Source organism: Kitasatospora sp. NA04385, from assembly GCF_013364235.1.
Classification (GTDB): Bacteria; Actinomycetota; Actinomycetes; order Streptomycetales; family Streptomycetaceae; genus Kitasatospora.
Genome location: NZ_CP054919.1, coordinates 1777909 through 1793844 on the forward strand (window position 1 = coordinate 1777909; position 15936 = coordinate 1793844).

The 15936-nt window shown below is 76.0% G+C and carries 12 protein-coding genes and 1 pseudogene; 8 read left to right on the forward strand and 5 right to left on the reverse strand.

Annotated features, from left to right (window positions below; all coding sequences use genetic code 11):
• Nucleotides 1–95: 95 nt before the first annotated feature.
• From HUT16_RS07680 to HUT16_RS07690, 3 genes are all read right to left on the reverse strand, one after another.
• Nucleotides 96–1502 carry a hypothetical protein gene (locus HUT16_RS07680; RefSeq protein WP_176186717.1) on the reverse strand — a complete coding sequence of 469 codons (1407 nt, stop codon included), beginning with the start codon at nucleotides 1500–1502 and terminating at the stop codon, nucleotides 96–98.
• 333 nt (nucleotides 1503–1835) lie between these two features.
• Nucleotides 1836–5339: a DUF4132 domain-containing protein gene (locus HUT16_RS39160; protein WP_303392066.1), complete on the reverse strand. Its 3504-nt coding sequence runs from the start codon at nucleotides 5337–5339 to the stop codon at nucleotides 1836–1838.
• A gap of 112 nt (nucleotides 5340–5451) precedes the next feature.
• Nucleotides 5452–6021 (reverse strand): hypothetical protein, encoded by a 570-nt coding sequence (locus tag HUT16_RS07690; RefSeq protein ID WP_176186719.1) that lies wholly within the window; start codon nucleotides 6019–6021, stop codon nucleotides 5452–5454.
• Nucleotides 6022–6265: 244 nt separating this feature from the next.
• Here HUT16_RS07690 and HUT16_RS07695 point away from each other — a divergent pair, with 244 nt between their 5' ends.
• A complete protein-coding gene (locus HUT16_RS07695) occupies nucleotides 6266–7834 on the forward strand; it encodes an alpha-amylase family glycosyl hydrolase (RefSeq protein WP_176186721.1) in 1569 nt (522 codons plus the stop codon).
• Between the two features lie 526 nt (nucleotides 7835–8360).
• Here the strand turns inward: HUT16_RS07695 and HUT16_RS07700 are convergent.
• Entirely contained in the window at nucleotides 8361–9173 is an 813-nt protein-coding gene (locus HUT16_RS07700) for a UbiA family prenyltransferase (protein ID WP_254897694.1), read from the reverse strand.
• 154 nt (nucleotides 9174–9327) lie between these two features.
• Between HUT16_RS07700 and HUT16_RS07705 the strand changes: the two genes are divergently transcribed.
• From HUT16_RS07705 to HUT16_RS07725, 6 genes and pseudogenes are all read left to right on the forward strand, one after another.
• Complete coding sequence (locus tag HUT16_RS07705; protein ID WP_176186723.1) at nucleotides 9328–10977, forward strand: serine/threonine-protein kinase; 1650 nt, start codon at nucleotides 9328–9330, stop codon at nucleotides 10975–10977.
• A gap of 25 nt (nucleotides 10978–11002) precedes the next feature.
• Nucleotides 11003–11125, forward strand: a complete 123-nt coding sequence (locus tag HUT16_RS39165) for a hypothetical protein (protein WP_303392067.1) — start codon at nucleotides 11003–11005, stop codon at nucleotides 11123–11125.
• A 201-nt stretch (nucleotides 11126–11326) separates the two neighbouring features.
• Nucleotides 11327–12439 carry a type III polyketide synthase gene (locus tag HUT16_RS07710; RefSeq protein WP_176186725.1) on the forward strand — a complete coding sequence of 371 codons (1113 nt, stop codon included), beginning with the start codon at nucleotides 11327–11329 and terminating at the stop codon, nucleotides 12437–12439.
• A gap of 6 nt (nucleotides 12440–12445) precedes the next feature.
• Nucleotides 12446–12973, forward strand: a complete 528-nt coding sequence (locus HUT16_RS07715; RefSeq protein ID WP_176186727.1) for an isoprenylcysteine carboxyl methyltransferase family protein — start codon at nucleotides 12446–12448, stop codon at nucleotides 12971–12973.
• Nucleotides 12970–13996 (forward strand): annotated as a pseudogene (locus HUT16_RS07720) (NAD(P)/FAD-dependent oxidoreductase). Before HUT16_RS07715 ends, HUT16_RS07720 begins: the two are co-directional and overlap by 4 nt.
• A gap of 116 nt (nucleotides 13997–14112) precedes the next feature.
• Complete coding sequence (locus HUT16_RS07725) at nucleotides 14113–14349, forward strand: hypothetical protein (RefSeq protein WP_176186729.1); 237 nt, start codon at nucleotides 14113–14115, stop codon at nucleotides 14347–14349.
• A 19-nt stretch (nucleotides 14350–14368) separates the two neighbouring features.
• Here the strand turns inward: HUT16_RS07725 and HUT16_RS07730 are convergent, their stop codons facing one another.
• Entirely contained in the window at nucleotides 14369–15247 is an 879-nt protein-coding gene (locus HUT16_RS07730) for a LysR substrate-binding domain-containing protein (RefSeq protein ID WP_176186731.1), read from the reverse strand.
• Nucleotides 15248–15334: 87 nt separating this feature from the next.
• Here HUT16_RS07730 and HUT16_RS07735 point away from each other — a divergent pair, with 87 nt between their 5' ends.
• Nucleotides 15335–15934 carry a nuclear transport factor 2 family protein gene (locus tag HUT16_RS07735; RefSeq protein ID WP_303392068.1) on the forward strand — a complete coding sequence of 200 codons (600 nt, stop codon included), beginning with the start codon at nucleotides 15335–15337 and terminating at the stop codon, nucleotides 15932–15934.
• Nucleotides 15935–15936 lie beyond the last annotated feature (2 nt).

The window sequence follows — 15936 nt, forward strand, 5'->3', positions numbered from 1 at the left end:
GGCGGGCTTCCCGGCGGCGGGGGAAATTCCGGACGGGAACGGCGAAGGGCCCCGGGGGAGGTTCCCCGGGGCCCTTCCGGTGCTTCCTGCGGCGGCTACTTCCTGGTGATCCGCAGCACCCCGGTCTCGGTGCCCTGGTAGAGGGTGCCGTTGGGCGCGGTGGTGCCGGTCATCTGGAGCGGGTTGTAGAGCAGCCCGATGCCGAAGGCGGTGCCGGCGACCTTGGCGCCGGTGGCCGGGTCGATCACGGCGTGCGCGTAGGTGGCGAAGGTCTGGGCGCCGATCGAGTCGGTGGGGCCGCTGACGGTGACGGTGTAGATCAGGTTGTCGCCGAGCGAGAGCCGGGGCAGCGCGGCCGACTTGACGTCGCTCTCCCACACGGTGGTGCAGCCGGTGCCGCTCGCGTTCAGGTCGACCCGGGCCAGGCCGCCCTGGTAGGAGGCCGAGGACGGGACGCTGGCGGGCGCGCCCTCGGGCAGCGCCGGGTACGGGTAGCCGTAGGTGTTGGTGACGAAGACGCTGCGGCCGGAGGCGATCACCGCGTCCTCGGTGCCGCTGGCCGCCCACTTGGTGAGCACCGGCGTGGTGCAGACCGGGGACGGGCCGGCGTCGACCTTGTAGACCAGCAGGTTCTCGTGCGGTGCGGCGTTGTCGGTGATGGTGACGTACTCGGTGCCGTCGCCGGGTCCGAAGAAGCTGGGCGTGGCGCCGGTGCCCCAGCTGAGCTGGCCGGGCTTGCGGCCGGGGCCGCGGTCGTAGGGGGCGCGCCACTGCACGGTGGGCGTGCCGTCGGCGCTCTGGCCGAGCAGGTAGAGGGCGTGGTCGGTGGCGACGGCGGTGTGGCCGGGGACGGTGGAGATGCTGTTGGCGACGCCCTCGCCGGTGGCCAGGGTGCGCACCGCGCCGGTGGCGGTGTCGGCGGTGCCGATCACGCCGCCGCCGGTGGCGAACCACACCTTGCCGTCCCAGCCGGGGCTGAGGCCGACGATGTTGTCGCCGGAGGGCACGGCCCCGGCCAGCGGGGTGCTCTGGTCGACCGTCAGCTGCCAGCCGCCGGTGCCGGTGCGGTGGTGGCCGATCCGCAGCAGGTTGTCGTTGCCGTCGACGCCCACCAGCCGGTCGTCCTGGTCCAGGTAGGCGTACACGCCGCCGAACAGCGCGCCCTTGGGGAGCTCCAGCGAGGCCAGGTCGTTGCCGTTGGCGGGGTCGAGCAGGTGCACGGTCGGGGTCTGGCCGAAGATCGTGGTGCACAGCGCGACCGGGTAGCCGTCCCGCCCGACGGTGACGGTGGGGCAGGCCGAGGCGAGCGCGGTGCGGCTCCAGTTGACGGCGCCGGTGCCGGGCCCGGCGTACGGGGTGGTGTCGCTGGAGGCGGAGTCGCCGTGCATCCCGGCGTTGCCGTTCGGGGCGGTGGCCGGGTTCTGCGGGGGTAGCGGCCCGAAGGCGGTGGCGGCGAGCGCCGCGGCCAGGGCGAGGGCGGGGAGCAGCAGTCGGGTGCGCATGGCGAGTCCTGTTCCGGAGTCGGAGGCGTTCCGCCGGGAGCGGAAGGAAAGGACGCCGAACGGACACCACGGCACCGGGGACGGGAAGGCGCGAAGGGCCGCTCGGCGGAGTGCGTGAGCGGCCCTCTACGGGAGGGAAGGGGTGCGGGCCGCGTCAGCCGACGCGGCGACAACCCGTCGTGGTGGCACGGCCATGGTCGACATGGCGGCGGCTCACCAGCAGGGTCATGCCAGGAACCCTAGCGGCCGCGCACCGCCCGCCGCTGCCCCCTTCTCACCCTTCGGACGGCCGGGCCGACCCGGCGCCACCACCGGCCGGAACCCGGTCGGCGATCAGTCTGCGGTCAACTCCTCCAGGTCGGCGAGGAGTTCGGAGGCGATGACCGGTTCGAGGTCGCCGAGGAGCTCGCGGTACTCACGGCTGTTCGGCCAGTAGCGCTCCAGCGCGCCGTCCAACCAGACCGCCTCGAGGGTCTGTTCGTCGTACTCGTTGGGGGTGCCGACCGCGATGCCCGGCCGGATCTCGACCACCAGGTGGCTGCCGTTCGGGAGCGGCCGGTGGAACCACCACTCCAGGCCCGCGTCCTGCGGTTCGCCGCGCCGCCAGCCGCGCTTGGTCAGCCCGAGTATCCGGCCCACCGGGACGGTGTGCTGCTCGAACCGGTGCAGCCGGTGCCCGGCGGCCTCCTCGTCGGTCAGCACGGCCACCGGACGGCCCAGTTGGCGGAAGGGCTGGAGGATCTCGTAGTCCGCGAAGAGCTCCGCCCAGGCGGCCAGGTCGGCGGGCGCCAGGTGCAGCGGATGGACGAGTCGGACGACGGCGTCCGCGGGAAGGGCGAAGGGCTCGTCGTGGACGTCGGCGAAGCTGCGGTCCTCGGCGACCCGGAAGGCGGCGCCACCCGCCGTCCAGACCAGGCGGCGCACCAGGTGCCCGAGCAGCGGGTGGGCGACCAGCAGGTCGGTGAACTCGCCCGCGCTCCACGTCCGTTGGGCGACCATCGCGGCCTCCAGCCGGGCGGTCTGGTCGGCGACCAGGGTGCGGGCGTCCTTCTTCAGCGCGGCGAAGCGCTTGCGCTCGGCGGGGGCGAGTTCCGGGTCGTCCTTCGCACCCGGCGCGGGCAGGTCCTTGCGCCGCTTGCCGTCGGCGTCCCGCACGTACGGGCGCAGTTCCTGGTCGAAGCCGACGGTGAACGTCCGCGGGCCGTAGTCGATCACCGTGGTGCCGTCCGGGTCCAGGCCGAGGTCCGGCACCAGGCGGTCGCCGAGCTGTTCGCCCGTCAGGTCGAGCGATTCGGCGATCTCGGCGATCTTCTCCTGGGCGCGGGCCTTGAGCGCCTTGAACTTCACCCGTTGGGCGATGCCCTGCAGCTGCATCAGGGCGGCGTCGGTGCCGATCGCGGCCAGCACGTCCAGGCCCTCCACCGCGCGCTGGTGGGCGTTCTGGCCCGGCCACTCGCACAGCAGCGGTGCCAGTTGCCGGGCGGTGCCGTCGTCGCCGAACTCGCCGAGCGCGTACAGCGTCCAGCTGTCCGCCCCCGGCATTCCGGCCTGCCGCCACTCCGCCAGCAGCGCCCAGCAGAACGCCCGCACCGTGTCGGTCCGCAGCTCGGGTGCGATCAGCGCCAGGCCCGGGTACGGGTCGCGCAGCTTCCCCAACTGCAGCACGGTCAGCAGGTTGCGTACCGCCTGCTGCGGCAACGTCCCGCCCCCGTCGGCCAGTTGCACCTGCGGCAGCACCTCCGGCCGCAGCCAGGAGGGGAGTTCGGGGAGCTTCAGGGGCAGCGCGGCCGCCAACGGGTCGGAGTCCAACGCGTCCGCGACCACCGCCGCGACCGGCTCGCCGTACCGCTCCGCCACCGCCGCCGTCAGCACCTCCGCCCCCTGCCGGAGGGCCACCAGCCGCAGCGCGTGCTCCGCGGCCTGCCGGGCCTTCCCGGCCTTGCCGACCGCCGCCGGAACCAGCAGCAGCGCCCCCGCCACGCCGTGCCGTTCGAACCACGAACGGGCCACCGGCTGAACGGACTTGAGCCGCAACAGGGCGTCCGCCATGACGCCCGCGGCGACCGCGCCCCGCACCGGCAGCAGCACGGGTGCGACCTGGGACGGAGAGGCCACGGCCGCGCCGAGCACCAGCCGCAGCGCGGCCGTGCCGAACCTGGCCAGCACCGGCGCCAGTTGCTCACCGCAGGACGCCATCTCGCTCGGGTCCCAGGACTCCAGGTACGGCGCCATCAGTTCCACCGGAGCGATCGCCAGCAGCCGGCAGCACTGGCCGGTCCAGGCGTTCTCCTCGGCCCTCCGCACCTTCTCCGCCCAGTCGATGTCCACCGAGTAGTCCCAGGAGCGGTAGGGGGTGGCCGCGAATGCCGCCGACTCGCCCTCCTGCCAGAGCAGTTGAGTCTCCTGGTCGGCCGGTACGCCGGTCAGCACCCGCGGCTTGCGGACGGTGCGCCGGTGCGTCCACGGCGGGTCGACCAGCAGCGCGGGCAGCCGCTCCGGCGCGGCCTCCGGCAGGGGTTCCCGCGCTCCCTCCAGGCCCCGCACGTAGGCGGCGCTCTCCTCGTCCAGGGTCGGCAGGATCTCCGGCAGCCGCGAACGCAGCACCGCCACCTGCCGGTTGAGCAGGTGCCGGACCATCCCCGCATCGGAGCCGCCGCGCCGCGCCGCCGCCGAGAGGACCCGCACCGCCCGCACCGGGAAGCGCTCCACCATCGCCAGCAGCACCGGCCGGACGGTCTTCGAGGCGATCCGGTCGACCAGCTCGGCCATCGCCGCGTCGGTCGGGAACTCCGCCACGTACTCGGCGTACTCGCGCACCCGGTCGCCTTCGCTCCCGTAGTGCCCCAGCACCTCCGCCACCAGCGGCACCGCGGCCGGCCCCACCCCGTCGGCGAGGGTGGCCACCAACCGGGGCGTCCAGTGCAGCCACGGCCCGCGCGTCGCCGCGTCGAGCCGCCGGGCCTGATCGGCGCTGCCGACCGCGGGCAGCAGCAGTTCGCGCAGCAGGCCGGTCGTCGCGCGTGCGTGCCCGGACAGCTCGGCCAGGCACTCCTCCACCCACTCCACCCGCTCCGGCAGCAGGAACGCGGTGGCCGCCCGGCGCACCGGGGTGTCCCTCAGTTCGGCCAACTCCGCTACCACGGACGCGTACTCGGCCTCCGGCGCGGCGGCCAGCGCCAGGCGGGCGGCCGCCAGCACCCGGAGGTCGGGCTCCGTGTGGGGAGCGTACGGGGAGTCCAGGTCGCGGACGGTCACCCTGGCCCGCTGCCCGTAGGGCGCCTGCAGGTGGGAGGTGTCCACCTCCAGGGACGCCAGGGCGGCCCGCACCGCGAAGCTCAGGCCGAAGCGCGCCGTCCAGCCCGCGAACGCCCGCTCCTCCCAGTCGGCGACCTCCCGCTCCCGGACCATCGCGGTGACCGTCACCAGCCCCACCGGGTCCGGCGCCCCGGCCCGGTACGCCCGGACGGCGGCCACCACGCCGGGGTCGGACCCCGGGGCGGTCAGCACCTGCTCGATCGCCCGGTGCGGCCGGGTCATGTGGAGGTCCTCCGCCTCGACCACCGCCGCCACGTCCACCACCGGCCACCAGGCGGGCAGCGGCACCGGCACCCCGCCCCGGCGGCGCGGCAGCACGTGCTCGCGCCACGCCTCGGGCAGCACGAACGCGTCCTCGTCCGGGAACCCGGCGGGCGGGACGGACGCGTCGGCCGCTGCGGGCGCAGCGGCGGGCACGCCGGCGTCGGGGAACTCCTCGGCCTGGAGCCGCAGCTCGGCGCCGTCGACCCCGGCCTCACAGAACTTCGCGGACCCGCCGCCGACCAGCTCCCAGCGCTGCACTCGCCCCTCCAGACCGAGCCGACCGACCACGAACGGCCGACCACCTGGCGGCACCCTAGCGAGCGGTCCGGACACCCCGGACCGGCGGGCGTTCCGCGGGGACGCCCGGGGGTCAGAGCATCCGCTGCGCGGTCGCGGCCTTCGCCAGCAGGGCTTCGGCCTCGGCGGTGCGGCCCTGGGCGGTGAGCAGGCGGGCCCGGTACTCCATGGCGTAGGCGTCGCCCAGTTCCTCGGCGCGCCGGAAGGCGTGCACGGCCCGGTCGAGATCGCCGTTGTCGCGGAAGGCGACGCCCAGCGCGGTGATCGGGAAGGCTTCGCCCTGGGCCAGGATCTCCGGCGCCCAGCGGTCCACCGTGGCCGGGTCGCCGCGTTCCAGGCCCTGCTTGACCAGGCCCAGCATGGCGTCGGGGTCGCCGAGGGCGGCCACCTGCTCCCAGATCACCTGGGCCCGGTTGCCGTCCCCCGCCGTCTCGTACTGCATGCCGAGGTTGAACCCGGACACCGCGTTCCCGGCCGCCCAGGAGCGCTCCCACAGGTGCATCGCCCCGGCCTGCTCGCCGCGCAGGTGGAGCTCCGCCGCCAGGTTGCCCATCGCGACGTCGTCCCCGCGCTCCACGTCGGCCAGCAGGGCGACCAGCTCCGCGTCGGACAGCCTGCCGGGCGCCCCTGACGCTCCGGGCATCGGGCCCGCGTCCTGCCGCTCGCGCCGCTTCCGGCCCGGCCACCGCCACCCCATCGCCACCACTCCCACCTGCGCCCGAACTCCACGACCCGGCGATGATGCCAGGCCGCCCGGGACGGCCGCGCACCGGGCCGGTTGGTTCCCCGGGGCCGGGGCGGGGCATGGCTTGGGGGAACACCGGTGTGCGGTCGCGGTGCGGTCGCGGTGCGGTCGCGGTGCGGGCCGGTTCGAGGCGAGAGGGGCCGTGGTGGGTACGGAGTGGGCGAGCGACGCGGTGCTGTACCAGATCTATCCGCAGAGCTTCGCGGACGGGAACGGGGACGGGACCGGCGACTTCGCGGGGCTGACGGAGCGGCTGGAGTACCTGCGCTGGCTGGGGGTGGACGCGGTGTGGCTGAACCCGTGCTTCGCCTCCCCGTTCGGCGACGCCGGCTACGACGTGGCGGACTTCCTGACCACCGCGCCCCGGTACGGGACGGCGGAGGACCTGGCGAAGTTCACCGAGGAGGCCCGCCGCGGCGGCATCCGGGTGCTGCTGGACCTCGTCGCGGGCCACACCTCGGACCGGCACCCGTGGTTCGTCCGCTCGGCCGCCGACCCGGACGACCACCGCTACGTGTGGGCGGACCGCCCGGCGCCCGGGTACGTGGCCTCGCCGGGCAGCCGCCCGGGCTGGTACAGGCCGAACTTCTTCGACTTCCAGCCCGCGCTGAACTTCGGCTACGCCCGCACCGACCCGGCCGAGCCGTGGCGGCAGCCGGTGGACGCCGAGGGGCCGCGGGCCAACCGGGCGGCGCTGCGCGAGATCATGGCGCACTGGTTCGCGCTGGGCGTCTCGGGCTTCCGGGTGGACATGGCGTCCTCGCTGGTCAAGGACGACCCCGGGTTCGTGGAGACCGGGAGGCTGTGGCGCGAGACCCGGGCCTGGATGGACGCGCACCACCCCGACAACGTGATCCTGGCCGAGTGGGGCGACCCGGCCCGCTCGGTGCCGATGGGCTTCCACGGCGACTTCTTCCTGCAGTTCGGCGGCCCGACCGAGGGCGCGGCGCTGCGCTCGCTGTGGAACAACGGCGCGGGCACGGTCCACGAGGAGTGGCCCGCGGAGCCCTGCTACTTCGACCCGGAGGGGCGCGGTTCGATGCGCCCGTTCCTGGCCGAGTGGGAGCGCGCCGCGAAGGCCACCGCCGGGCACGGCTTCGCCTCGCTGCCGACCGCGAACCACGACTTCTCCCGACTGGCCTGCGGCCCGCGCACCCGCGAGCAGTTGGCGGCGGCGTTCGCCTTCCAGCTGACCTGGCCGACCGTCCCGGCGATCTACTACGGCGACGAGATCGGCATGCGATTCGTGCCGGGCCTGCCGGACACCGAGGGCAGCGTGCTGGGCCCGCACTACAACCGGGCCGGGTCGCGCACCCCGATGCAGTGGGACGCCACGGCGGACGCCGGGTTCTCCTCCGCGCCCGCCGAGAGCTTCTACCTGCCGCTGGACCCGTCCCCGGACCGTCCGGACGTCGCCTCCCAGCGCGCCGACCCCGACTCGCTGCTGCACCAGGTGCGCGAGCTGATCGCGCTGCGGCGCGCGCACCCGGGCCTGGGGGCGCACGCGCCGGTCGAACTGCTGCACACCGGCTACCCGTTGGCGTACCTGCGGGGCGAGCGCCACCTGGTGGTGGTCAACCCGCGCCGGACGCCCGCCTGCCTGCCGGTGGAGCGCGAACTGCCGGGGCGGCTGCTGTTCGGGCGGGGCGTGTCGCTGACCCACTCGGTGCTGCGCGCGGAGGGCTTCTCGTACGCCGTGTTCACCCGCTGAACCCGGGGAACGGCGGGTCCGTGCTGCGCAGTGGCCCCGTCAGGGGCCCGGGGAACGGCGGGTCCGTGCTGCGCAGTGGCCCCGTCAGGGGCCCGGGGAACGGCGGGTCCGTGCTGCGCAGTGGCCCCGTCAGGGGCCCGGGGAACGGCGGGGCCGTGCTGCGCAGTGGCCCCGTCAGGGGCCCGGGGAACGGCGGGGCCGTGCTGCGCAGTGGCCCCGTCAGGGGCCCGGGGAACGGCGGGGCCGTGCTGCGCAGTGGCCCCGTCAGGGGCCCGGGGAACGGCGGGGCCGTGCTGCTGACGGCCGGAGCCCATCGGAGGTTCGTGCTGCTGCGTGTAGTGACAAGAACCCGAAGCAGCTGCGCGCCACGGCAGTGCACCGTCAGCAGCCACGGGCTCGCCGTTCCCCGAGCCCCTGATGTCGCCTCCCGCCGTTCTCGCCCGAGCCCCTGATGTCGCCTCCCGCCGTTCTCGCCCGAGCCCCTGATGTCGCCTCCCGCCGTTCTCGCCCGAGTCCCTGATGTCGCCTACCGCAGGCCGCCGCCCGCGAGCAGCACCGCGAGGGCGACCGCCGCCGCCGCGATGACCCCCAGGAAGGGGACGCGGCTGCGCGGCGGGGCGAGGAGGACGGCGAGGGCGGCCGGGGCGGTGACGGCGAGCACCGGCCAGCCGGGGGCGAGCAGGAGGGCGGCCGCGGTGGCGGCGAGGACGGCGACGGCGGCCGAGGCCCGGCGGCCGAGGCGCTGGGGCAGGCCGCGGATGCCGGCCGCGCGGTCCGCGGCCAGGTCGGGCAGGACGTTGGCGAAGTGCGCGGCGGTACCGAGCAGCGCGCCCGCGCCGAGGACGTCCGGGGCGGGCCAGGGTCGTCCGGGCAGGGCGAGCGTCACGAAGGCGGGCAGCAGGGCGAACGCCACCGCGTACGGCAGCCAGGACCAGACGGTGGCCTTGAGCCGCAGGTTGTACGCCCAGCCGGCGGCCACCGCCGTGAGGTGGGCCGTCGCCGCCGCGACGCCGCAGGCCGCCGAGAGCAGGACGCAGCAGGCGACCGCCCAGCGGGTGGCAGCGGTGATCCGACGCACCGTCAGTTCGGCTGCGGCAAGCGGCTTGTCGGTCCGTCCGGCGTCCGCGTCCCGGCGCCGGTCGATCAGGTCGTTGCTCCAGCCGATCGAGAGCTGTCCGGCGGCGACCGCACCGGTGGTGAGGACGGCGCCGAGCACGCCGCGTCCGGCGCCGGCGGCCATCGCGGCGGCGAGCGCGGTGACGGCGGCGGCGGGTTCGGGGTGGCAGGCCCGCAGCAGGGCGCCGATCCGGGCCGGGTGCTCCACCGCTGCGCTGCTCACACCGGACAGGCTAGGGGGTGTCCGGGCGGATCACCGGCCGGGACATGAACGAATGGTCAAGATCCTTGGTGGGATCGGTGGTTCGGGGTGCTTTCCGGAGTGCCGCCGCTACGCTCTGGTTGCCCTGCCGCCGATCCGCCCGGAGGACCCGAACGTGGCGTTCCACCCCTTCGACGTCTCCGTGCCGTTCGTCCTGCTGCTCGCGCTGGTGGTCCGGCTGCTCTCGCTGCCGCTGCTCCGCAGGGCCCAGGGCGCCTTCCGGGCACGGTCGTCGGCCATGGTCGCGGGTACGGGTGCGGGTACGGCCGGGCCGCTGCCGGGGGCGGTGGTGGCGGAGCTGGCCGCCTGCGCGGTGTTCGGGGCGCTGCTGGTGGCACTGCTCACGGAGATACCCGGCATCGGCCTCGGGCTGCGGATGCCGGCGGCGTTCGCCGACCTGTCCGGCCTCCAGCGGGAGATGCATCTGCGCAACGGCGCCGCGCAGCTCGAACTGTGGCTGGTGGCCGCACCGGCGCTGGCCCTGTGGCTGCTCCTGGGCCACCTGGCCCGGCGCCGGCTGCTGACCGTCGGGATGCCGGCGGCGGTGGCCGAGGACGGGCGGCTCCGCCGCGGGGGCCTGGTCCGGTTCTGGCTGCTGGCCGTGCTCGGGGTGGCCGTGCTGCCGGTGGGCGTGGTGCTGGCCGGGGTGGCGTTCCAGGCGGTCGCGCTGGTCTCCGCCCGCCGGCTGCCCGCACTGACCGGGCCGGCCGCGGTCATCGTGTTCCCGCCGCGCCCCGAGCCGGTGCCCGCCGCCGCACCCACCGCACCGGCCACCGCACCGACCGCACCGGCCACCGCGCCCACCGCACCGGCCACCGCGCCCGCGTCCGCCACACCCGTTCCCCCGCCCGCGCCCCCCGGGCCCGCCGCCGTCCGGGTGCCGCACCAGCCGCTGCACGGGCACGAGCCGCGCGGCATCGGCGGGTACCGGCTGCTGGGACGGATCGGCGCGGGCGGGATGGGCACCGTGTACCTGGCGCAGCGGGAGGGCGCGGCGACCCAGGTCGCGCTGAAGACGATCAACCTGGACCTGCTGGACGACCCCGACCTGCTACGCCGGTTCCGGCGGGAGGCGGAGGTGCTGGCGATGGTGCCGGGCGCCTACACCGCCCGGGTGCTGGATACCGGGGTGGACGCGGGCCGCCCGTTCCTGGCGATGGAGCTGCTGGACGGGCGGCCGCTCGACGCCCACCTGCGCGAACTCGGCCCGCTGCGCGCGCCGGAGGCGCTGCGGGCGCTCGCGCTGGCGCTGGCCGTGGCGCTCTCGGGGGTGCACCGGCTCGGGCTGGTCCACCGGGACCTCAAGCCCGCCAACGTCATGCTCACCTCGGCCGGGCCGCGGCTGCTGGACTTCGGCATCGCCGCGCTGGTCGACGGCACCCGGCTGACCGCGACCGGCGCCGGCCCCGGCACGCTCACCTACATGGCGCCCGAGCAGTTCGGCGACGAGCCGGTCGGCACCGCCGCGGACGTCTGGGCCTGGGCCTGCTGCGTGGTGTGCGCGGCGCACGGCTCCAGCCCGTTCGCGGCGACCAGCACCGGCGGGGTGATCCGCCGCATCGTCGACACCGGCCCCGAGCCGTCCGCGCTGGCCGCCGTCCGCGCCCTGGACCCGGCGCTGGCCGCCGTCGTCACCCGCGCCCTCACCCCGGACCCGTCCGACCGCCCGACCGACGGCGCGGCCCTGCTGGCCCTGCTCACCGACGCCCCGCAGGAGGACGTCCGCGCGGAGATCACCCGCGGCTGGAGCACCCTGCGCCGGTGACCGGTCCTCTGCTACGACTGGCCGCATGACCGACCCGCCCACCACGGCCGCCGCGTACTTCGCCGTCCGCCTCGCCGCCTGGGCCAACGCCCGCACCGACACCAAGCCGGTCACCTGGTTCGCCGCGGCACTGGCGGCGCACGACTGACGGCGCACGGCCGCCGCTGCCGGTGCCCGGGGTGCGGACACCGGCAAGCACCCGTCCCACCCGTCCCACCGGCCCTGCCCGTCCACGCGGACGGGAAGCCGGTCCGGACGGACCCGATCCCCTGACGGGGTGTCATCGCCGGGGACGCGCCCGGCCGGGCGAATTGCCCGGTTCAGGCGGAGTTTTCCCTATCCTGGGCCGGTGACTCGGATCGCGGCTGTGCACGGAGTGCTCCCGGCCCACCGCTACGGGCAGCGGGAGTTGGCCGGGGCGGTGGCGGCGCTGCGCCCGGACGGGAACGGGCCCGGGGCCGGGAGCGAGGGCGGGAACGAAGGCGGGAGCGAAGGCGGGGGCGGGCGGACGCGGGCCCTCGCGGAGCGGTTCGCGGCGGGTGCGGGCGTGGAGTTCCGGCACCTGGCGTTCCCGGTGGAGCGGTACCCGGAGCTGGAGGGCTTCGGCCGGGCCAACGACGCCTGGCTGGTGGCCGCGGCGGAACTCGCCGAGCGGGCCGCCACGGGTGCGCTGCGCGAGGCCGGACTCCCCTCCGAGCGGGTCGACTTCGTGGTCTCGACGACCGTCACGGGTGTCGCCGCGCCCTCCCTGGAGGCCCGGCTGGCGCCCCGGCTGGGCCTGCGCGCGGACGTCCGGCGGCTGCCGCTGTTCGGGCTGGGCTGCGCGGGCGGGGCGGCGGGGGTGGCGGCGGTGGACGGGCTGCTGGCGGGCCGTCCGGACGGGGCGGCGCTGCTGCTGGCCACCGAGCTGTGTTCGCTGACGCTGCAACGCGCCGACACCTCGGCGGCGAACCTGCTGGCCACCGCCCTATTCGGGGACGGCGCGGGCGCGCTGGTCGCGGTGGGCGACGCGGTCGACTGCGCGGGCCCCGAGGTGGTGGCGACCCGCAGCCGGCTGTACCCGGGCACCGAGCGGCTGCTCGGCTGGGAGGTCGGCGACTCCGGCTTCCGCATCCTGCTGGGCGCCGAACTCCCGGAGCTGGTAAGCCTGTTCGTGGGCGAGGAGGTGTCCTCCTTCCTGGCCGCGCACGACCTGAAGCCGGGCGACGTGACGGCCTGGATCTGCCACCCGGGCGGGCCACGGGTGTTGGACGCGTTGCAGTCCGAACTCGGCCTGTCGGCAGCCGCGTTGGCCCCGAGCCGGGCCTCGCTGGCGCGCTGCGGCAATCTCTCCTCGGCGTCCGTGCTGCACATCCTGCGGGACGTGCTCGCGGCCGACTCCCCTCCGCCACCCGGCTCGTACGGGCTGATGCTGGCGCTCGGGCCCGGCTTCGCCTCCGAACTCGTCCTCCTGCGCTGGTAGTTGCCGATGAACAGCGAAACTGCCTACACCGTCCTGATCGCGCTGGTCGCCGTGGAGCGGCTGGCCGAGCTGCTGGTCGCCCGCCGCAACGCCGCCTGGAGCCTGGCCCGGGGCGGGGTCGAGTACGGGCGCGGGCACTACCCGGCGATGGTGCTGCTGCACACCGCGCTGCTGGCCGGCTGCCTGCTCGAAGTCCACTACGCGGCACGGCCGTTCGTGCCCGCGCTGGGCTGGCCGATGCTGGCGCTGGCCCTGGGCGCGCAGGGGCTGCGCTGGTGGTGCATCCGGACGCTGGGGCCGCGCTGGAACACTCGGGTGATCGTGGTGCCGGGCCTGCCGCTGGTGAGCGGCGGGCCGTACCGGTGGCTGCGGCACCCCAACTACCTGGCGGTGGTGGTGGAGGGCTTCGCGCTGCCGCTGGTGCACACCGCCTGGGTGACCGCGTTCTGCTTCACCGCGCTGAACGCCTGGCTGCTGGCCGCCCGGCTGCGCTGCGAGGACGCCGCGCTGATCCGCTGCCGGGCCGCGGCGTGATCGACCTGCTGGTGGTCGGCGGCGGCCCGGCGGGGCTGGCCGCCGCGATCCACGCCGCCCGGGCGGGCCTGTCCGCCACCGTGCTGGAGCCGCGCGCCACGCCGATCGACAAGGCCTGCGGCGAAGGTCTGATGCCGGGCGCGGTGCGGGCCCTGGAGCGCCTGGGCGTCGAGGTCGAGGGCCGCCCGTTCGCGGGCATCCGCTACCTGTCGGCGGACGGCGCCCGCACCGCCGAGGCCCGGTTCCGCACCGGCCACGGCCTGGGCGTGCGCCGCACCGCCCTGCACGCCGCGCTCGCCGCCCGGGCCGAGCAGCTCGGCGTCCACCGCCTCACCACCCGGGCCGACGGGCTGCGCCTCACCCAGCAGGCGGTCAGCGTCGGCGGGCTGACCGCCCGCCACCTGATCGCGGCGGACGGCCTGCACTCCCCCGTCCGCCGCGCCCTCGGCCTGCACCTCCCGGCCGCCGGGCGGCACCCGGCCAGGTACGGGCAGCGGCGGCACTTCGCGGTGCGGCCGTGGAGCGACCTGGTCGAGGTGCACTGGTCGCGGCACGCCGAGGCGTACGTGACGCCGGTCGCGGACGGGACGGTCGGGGTCGCCGTGCTGGGCACCGCGCGCCTGCCGTTCGACCGGCAGCTCGCCGCCTTCCCGGCCCTGGCGGAGCGCCTGGGCGGCGCGCCGGCCGGTCCGGTGCGGGCGCGGGCCCGCTGCGGCAGCGGGCGGGCGCCCGGTCCGCGGCCGGGTGCTGCTGGTCGGCGACGCGGCCGGGTACCTGGACGCGCTGACCGGCGAGGGCGTCGCGCTGGCCCTGGCCTCCGCCGAGGCGGCCGTCCACTGCCTGGCCGCCGGTCGGCCCGCCGCCTACGAGCGGGCCTGGCACCGCGCCACCCGCCCCTACCGGCTGCTGACCGCCGCCCTGCTGGCCGCCCGCCACCAGCCCTGGCTGGGCCCGCGCATCGTCCCGCTCGCCGCGGCCCTCCCGCCGCTCTTCCGCACCGCCGTCAACCTGCTGGCCCGCTGACCCGGACCGGGCCGACGGGCCGGGCGGCGGGCGCGGGGAACCACCCTCGGCGTCGACCCGGATGCACAGGGTGACGCCGAGGGGCCGTTGCGCGCGGGGCGCGGGACACTGGAGGCATGAGCGAGTCCGGAGACATATTCCACCCGCCGGTCGTGGTCCGCCCGCCGACCCGCGGGGAGCGGCCGTACCGGCGGGTGGAGATCTACGGGCGGACGGTGGGGCGGGCGACCGGGCCCGAGGACGTAGTGGAGCTGATCCGGCACGCGGGCGTCGCCGAGCCCGACCTGGACGACCCTGACCTGGTGGCCTGGCGGGGCGGCGACCGGACGGTGTGGGGGCGGACGGTGGCGTAGGGCGGTCGGTGGGGGCGGGTCAGGGGGCGGGGAGGGCGCGGAGGTAGGCCCGGACCGCTCCGGAGGTCTCGTCGGGGCGCCCGATGACCAGGAGGTCCGGCCCCGGTGCGGTTCCGTGCAGGGGGCGGTAGACGAGGCCGGGCAGGGTGATCCGTTCGGTGGCGGCGGGGACGAGGGCCACGCCCGCGCCGGCCGAGGCGAGGGCGAGGACGCCGAGGGTGCTGCCGACCACGCGGACCCGGGCGCGGTCCTTCTCGGCGGCGGGCCGGATCCGGGACAGGACGGTCTCGTCCTCCTCGCGGCCGGCGAAGACGATGAGGTCGTGGGTGGCCAGCGCGGCGGCGGTCACCGTGGCGGCGGAGGCCAGTTCGTGGTCGGCGCGCAGCGCGACGGAGAGCGGGGTGGGCGCGCGGCGGGTGACCCGCAGGCCGTCGGCGTCGCCGAGGGCGAGGTCGGGGCAGTAGCCGAGGTCGAGCGTGCCGTCGCGCACCGCCTGCACCTGGGCGGCGGGCGGCAGCTCGGTCAGGGCGAGTCCGACCCGGGGGTGGGCCAGGCGGAAGTCGTGCAGGTCCTCGGGGAGGACGCCCTGGAGGACGGCGACGCCGGAGAAGCCGATCCGCACCGTCCCGGTCTCGCCGCGCACGGACTGCCGGGCGGCCCGCAGGGCCCGGTCGGCCTGCGCCAGGGTGCGGCGGGCCGCGGGGAGCAGCAGTTCGCCGGCCTCGGTCAGTTCGACGCTCCGGCTGGTCCTGGTGAACAGCCGCCCGCCCACCTCGCGCTCCAGGGCCTGCACCTGGGCGCTGAGGGTGGACTGGGTGACGTTCAGCCGGGCGGCGGCCCGGCCGAAGTGCCGTTCGTCGGCGACCGCGACGAAGTAGCGCAGGTGCCGCAGTTCCACGGACCGCCTCCCGTCGATCGTTCCGGCCGATCGTCGGATCGTATCTTTCGGTTGGACCCATCGTTCACCGGGGCGAACACTGGACGGGTGACGACGAATACGACACTTCAGGACCGACAGGACATCGCCGACCTCATGACCGGGTGGATCCACCGCGACCTGGGCGACTGGGAGCGGCTGAAGGGCCTCTTCCACCCGGACAGCCGGATCGAGATCACCTGGTTCGAGGGGCCCGCGCACGAGTTCGTCGACGCGTCCGCCCGGATGGGGGCCTCCGCCTTCCGCACCAAGCACCTGATCACCGCGCCCGTGGTGACCTTCTCCGCGGACGGCACCCGCGCCGTCAGCGAGACCAACGCCGTCATCATCGGCGAGAACACCGACCTCCGGCTCGGCTGCGAGGGCCACAACCGGTTCGTCGACCGCCTGGAGAAGCGGGACGGGGTGTGGCGGATCAGCGACCGCAAGAGCGTCTACGACTTCGCCTCGTTCACCTTCCCGGCCGGCCCCGTCGACGTCGACCCGCGGGCGGTCGACCGGCACCCGCGGGAGTACGCGGCCCTCGCCTACCTGCTGGAGGCCACCGGCTACCCGGTGGGCCGGGTCTTCGCGACCAGGGGCAGCGAGCTGGAACGCGACCTCAAGGAGTCCGCGTCCGCCTGGCTGCACGAGCGGACGGACGGCTGACG

Excerpts from the sequence above, each read along its gene's own strand:
- HUT16_RS07690 (WP_176186719.1), bottom strand. The coding sequence starts at position 6,021 with ATGCCCGGAGCGTCAGGGGCGCCCGGCAGGCTGTCCGACGCGGAGCTG.
- HUT16_RS39165 (WP_303392067.1), top strand. The coding sequence starts at position 11,003 with ATGACCGACCCGCCCACCACGGCCGCCGCGTACTTCGCCGTCCGCCTC.
- HUT16_RS07680 (WP_176186717.1), bottom strand. The coding sequence starts at position 1,502 with ATGCGCACCCGACTGCTGCTCCCCGCCCTCGCCCTGGCCGCGGCGCTC.
- HUT16_RS07715 (WP_176186727.1), top strand. The coding sequence starts at position 12,446 with ATGAACAGCGAAACTGCCTACACCGTCCTGATCGCGCTGGTCGCCGTG.
- HUT16_RS07725 (WP_176186729.1), top strand. The coding sequence starts at position 14,113 with ATGAGCGAGTCCGGAGACATATTCCACCCGCCGGTCGTGGTCCGCCCG.